Annotated in this window: 5 protein-coding genes; 4 read left to right on the top strand and 1 reads right to left on the bottom strand. The window is 41.4% G+C overall.

Going from position 1 to position 2,671, the window contains the following annotated elements; translation table 11 throughout:
* Positions 1 to 89: 89 nt before the first annotated feature.
* The 4 genes from tsaE to FEFB_RS08545 all read left to right on the top strand — a co-directional run bounded on the left by tsaE (position 90) and on the right by FEFB_RS08545 (position 1,950).
* A complete protein-coding gene (tsaE, locus tag FEFB_RS07905) occupies positions 90 to 548 on the top strand; it encodes a tRNA (adenosine(37)-N6)-threonylcarbamoyltransferase complex ATPase subunit type 1 TsaE (RefSeq protein WP_047975705.1) in 459 nt (152 codons plus the stop codon).
* Positions 545 to 1,081 (top strand): GNAT family N-acetyltransferase, encoded by a 537-nt coding sequence (locus FEFB_RS07900; RefSeq protein WP_047975704.1) that lies wholly within the window; start codon positions 545 to 547, stop codon positions 1,079 to 1,081. The genes tsaE and FEFB_RS07900 overlap by 4 nt, the downstream gene beginning before the upstream one ends.
* Complete coding sequence (locus tag FEFB_RS07895) at positions 1,081 to 1,614, top strand: 3'-5' exonuclease (RefSeq protein WP_047975703.1); 534 nt, start codon at positions 1,081 to 1,083, stop codon at positions 1,612 to 1,614. Before FEFB_RS07900 ends, FEFB_RS07895 begins: the two co-directional genes overlap by 1 nt.
* Before the next feature lie 231 nt (positions 1,615 to 1,845).
* Positions 1,846 to 1,950 carry a putative holin-like toxin gene (locus FEFB_RS08545; RefSeq protein ID WP_082131961.1) on the top strand — a complete coding sequence of 35 codons (105 nt, stop codon included), beginning with the start codon at positions 1,846 to 1,848 and terminating at the stop codon, positions 1,948 to 1,950.
* A 322-nt stretch (positions 1,951 to 2,272) separates the two neighbouring features.
* Here FEFB_RS08545 and FEFB_RS07890 read toward each other — a convergent pair whose 3' ends face one another.
* Positions 2,273 to 2,593 carry a hypothetical protein gene (locus tag FEFB_RS07890; RefSeq protein WP_047975702.1) on the bottom strand — a complete coding sequence of 107 codons (321 nt, stop codon included), beginning with the start codon at positions 2,591 to 2,593 and terminating at the stop codon, positions 2,273 to 2,275.
* Between the last annotated feature and the right edge of the window lie 78 nt (positions 2,594 to 2,671).

Here is a 2,671-nt window from a genome sequence, read left to right as displayed (position 1 = left end):
AAATTTAGTCATAAGAAAAACCCTGAAAGTTATACAACTTTCAGGGTACAGGTCATGCTCAGTCAAATGACAGTGTTATAATATGGAATATGAAAAGCTATCAGACGAACAATTCAAAAGAAACCCAGGCGTTGGCTGAGCAATTAGCCAAGCTCGTTTACCCCGGCCTGGTGGTGACCCTCCAAGGCGACTTGGGCGCTGGTAAGACGACCTTTACTCAGGGATTGGCGAAAGCCTTGGGAATTACGAGTCGGGTTAAAAGCCCGACTTTTAATATCCTGAACACTTATGAGGAAGGGCGAATTCCACTTTACCATTTCGACGCTTATCGTCTTGAAAATATGGGTGCAGCCGACCAAGGGTTCGAAGACTACCTGGGCACTGATGGCGTCACTTTGATTGAATGGCCCCAGTACATGGCGGATCTTTTGCCAAATGATCGCTTAGAAATGACCTTTACCCGCATGGCGGGCGCAGACTCTGATCGTGAAATTGTGGTTCGGGGCTTGGGCCAAGCCACTCAAATTGAGGAGGACTTACACGGATGATTGCAGCACAATTTGACCACTATGAGTACTCAATGCTTGGCTTGGACCTCCAGCAGGCCCAAGCTGCCCAAGATTTGCTGGTGCAATTGAAACAGGAATCGGATACTTTTGAATTAGCGGAAGTCCGTGATTCACTGGCAGCGTCTAATCAATCGTCAGTTGTAGAAGCTGATTTGAAAAACGATGACCTGCCCAACAAGACTTGGTTGATTTGGGCCAAGCCATTGGGCCATGAAGAAGACAGTGACGCGCTTGCTGTTGGCATTGCCTCGATTGCCGATGGCGAAGTCGGCTTGGCAATCTTGGCCGCCTTTCAGGGTCATGGACTGGGTCAATCAACGCTGGCAGCAATGGTTGTTTGGTCCGAAGAAGCCGGTTATGATCGTCTTTGGCTCGATGTTGATCTGGAAAATCAGGTTGCTCGTCATCTATACAAAAAGCTTGGTTTCACGGAAGTCGGTGAAGAACCGGAGCCAATTGAACTACGGTCCGGCCGCCAAGCAAACCTCATAAAAATGGAGTTACTGTTCTAATGAATTTTGTCGCTTTTGATTTTGAAACAGCCAATAACCAGCGCCATTCGGCTGTTTCACTTGCTTTGGTTGTCGTGCGTGACAACCAGGTTGTGGATCAATTTTATTCCTTGATTAAGCCACCAACGCCGTTTTCAGCGCGAAATTCGCAAATTCATGGTATTTATCCAAAAGACGTTGTCAATGCGCCCACATTTGCAGAAATTTGGCCAACGATTGCGCCATTATTTACCGAGGAAAAACTCGTGGTGGCGCACAACGCCAACTTTGATGCCTCGGTTTTACGGGCTTGCTTAGACTATTATGGTCTGCCTGAAGCTCATTACCAGCTGTTGGATACTGTGCAAACCTCGCGCCGGCTCTTGCCTGATTTACAAAACCATAAGCTCAACACAGTTTCTGCCGCTTTGAATATTCGTTTGGATCACCACCATAATGCGCTGGAGGATTCTTTAGCCTGTGCGGAGATTCTGATTTATCAAAGTGAACTCTTTGGAAATCAGGTCCTAAAAGAATATGTTCGTAATAAATAAGGTATGTTGATTGTGCTTTTCAAGAGGATATTAACGGCGTAATATTGTTCTTTAAATACATTTTTCAATGAATCGTTTAACTAGTCGGCACTGCTGTAAACCGCATGGTTGAGGCGTTTATGCTATAATATCGGTATGCAAACAAGTGAAGATGGTGGCTATCCTGGAAAGGTGGTGGTGCCTATGGTTTTAAAATCATAACCCCCAGCATCCTAGGAAAGGAGAAGCCTGATGTCCGTAGTGGATGTCTTAACATTGTTGTGGGCGTTTGGAATGTTTGTTCTAACGCTCATCGGCATTGTTATTGATCTCATTAAATTAGGTCAAAAAAAATAACCATCACAACTTTGGCCAGCTGATGGTTATTTAACAAACATAAAAGGCTAGCCACCGTTTAACGGGTTTGCTAGTGAAGCGGTGTTGCTTGAACAACACCGCTTTTCTTATGCCCTTATTATATCACTTATAGAAAAAAAGACTAATGAACTATTAGTACATTCGGTGATATATAGAAAAAATAATATAAATTACGATATAGCAGTTTTTAAGTTATTCTGAAACAGCATTAAAGAATTAGGATACTAATAAGTAAGAGGCTATACAATAAAAAATTTTATCGTATTTCAATAGGTTGATTAGTTAATACGCTAATGTTAATTTAATCGAAACTATTTAAATGGATTAGGTCGATGTCTTTGAAGTTAAAAGCATCCTCTAATTCATCTTTACTTAAAAATTTTGATAAATAATTTTTTTCATTTAGCGCAAAATGCGAGTCGTCATGTATTAAAAAAGTAATGATATTAGACTTTTTAATAAGCATTAATCCGCTTTCCTTACTGCCACCAACGTATAAAGTCAGTCCCTTTAAATTCAGCAACCGTGCACTATGGTAATAGTCCCTTTTATGATTTTGAAAGTAAGAGGCAAGATTATCCAAGAGTTGTTGGGCAACAACCGCGTTTTGCTGTTCAAGCATATGTAAAATCATATTATTGTAAATGGCAGATTCTATAATTAATTCGAACGAGAAAATTTAAAATAAAAACCCAAAGAA

Source organism: Fructobacillus sp. EFB-N1 (assembly GCF_001038455.1).
Classification (GTDB): Bacteria; Bacillota; Bacilli; order Lactobacillales; family Lactobacillaceae; genus Fructobacillus; species Fructobacillus cardui.
The sequence above is the reverse complement of the archived record's forward strand: the minus strand, read 5'-3'. Positions and strand labels throughout refer to the sequence as shown.

Excerpts from the sequence above, each read along its gene's own strand:
- FEFB_RS07900 (WP_047975704.1), top strand. The coding sequence starts at position 545 with ATGATTGCAGCACAATTTGACCACTATGAGTACTCAATGCTTGGCTTG.
- FEFB_RS07895 (WP_047975703.1), top strand. The coding sequence starts at position 1,081 with ATGAATTTTGTCGCTTTTGATTTTGAAACAGCCAATAACCAGCGCCAT.
- FEFB_RS08545 (WP_082131961.1), top strand. The coding sequence starts at position 1,846 with ATGTCCGTAGTGGATGTCTTAACATTGTTGTGGGCGTTTGGAATGTTT.
- FEFB_RS07890 (WP_047975702.1), bottom strand. The coding sequence starts at position 2,593 with ATGCTTGAACAGCAAAACGCGGTTGTTGCCCAACAACTCTTGGATAAT.
- tsaE (WP_047975705.1), top strand. The coding sequence starts at position 90 with ATGAAAAGCTATCAGACGAACAATTCAAAAGAAACCCAGGCGTTGGCT.